The organism is Streptococcus sp. NLN64, assembly GCF_015831295.1.
Taxonomy (GTDB): Bacteria; Bacillota; Bacilli; order Lactobacillales; family Streptococcaceae; genus Streptococcus.
Genome location: NZ_JADXDQ010000113.1, coordinates 1 through 1,123 on the forward strand (window position 1 = coordinate 1; position 1,123 = coordinate 1,123).

The 1,123-nt window shown below is 37.1% G+C and carries 1 pseudogene; it reads right to left on the bottom strand.

Annotated features, from left to right (window positions below):
• Positions 1-51 precede the first annotated feature (51 nt).
• A pseudogene (locus I2503_RS09360) lies at positions 52-1,123 on the bottom strand (ISAs1 family transposase); the annotation flags it as partial.

The following is a 1,123-nucleotide window of genomic DNA, read 5'->3' on the forward strand; positions in this document are numbered from 1 at the left end:
CGACAAACGCACGAAAGATTCTAGTAGATTTATTCCCTGCTAGAATCTTTTTTAAATTAGTACTCTTAAAAATTTATCGAATACCATACTCAAATGGAACTTCTTTCGTCTCATACTCATATCTTTACCAACATCAAGATTTCTTAACACACTCAAACAAAATTTGTCGATAATATTCAGGTTAAAGGCTAACTGTTTATTTAAAGTTTTATTAGCGTCTTCACGGAAAACAACATCCAATAGCCAGTGCATACTCTCGATTTTCCAGTGGCCCCGAACATAGCTGGCTAGTTCGTCAGCTAATACCTTCGTACTCAAGACAAAATAGCGCTCGATACGCGTTACCTTATCATCCTTCTCAATAATACAAATAGCCTTTCCCAAACATTGAACATGAGGCCAATCTGGATGGTCTTTTCGGAACCAAGAAGTGTCGTGGACAACTTCATACTTTCGTGTTTCGATTTGACCATGAGCTTTTTCAATAGTTTCATAATAATCTACTACAGACTCTTGGTCATAGGAAAAGCAAGCAACAATATCTTCCAATAATCCTTTTTGATTTCCTTTGACAGGTAGGCAGAAATCGCCACCCTGTTTGATTATTTTTTTTAGCTATTTCCTTTTGAGTTCCAATAGCATCAATTGTAATCATGCACCCTTCAATTGAAAGGTGATCTAATAAATCAGGGATGGCAGTGATTTCATTAGATTTTTCTTTAGTCGCCACCTGTCCAAAACAAACTCCCAAGTCAGTTGCATAAGCACTCACTATATGAAGAGGATTTTGCTTGGCACTGGCATTTCCTTTTATAGTCTTTCCATCAATAGCAATTAAACGCTTGGAAAAAGTCGAAAAATTCCCTTCATTTAATTGAGCTTCTTCCAACATAGTTGCCCACAGTATAGAGAGATTAATCAAAACATTAGGATTTATAGTCGCTAGGACACGCTGCATGGTATCATGTGATGGAATCCCGTTTTCTAAGGATAAAACCGTACGAAGACTGTGTTCGTAACATTTCCCAAAAGCTTCAATATCCTCCCAATACTCAGCTCCAGATAGGCGAGCAAAGAAAATAAGAAGAACGATATCAACGAGAGTATGACGAATTTTCCAACT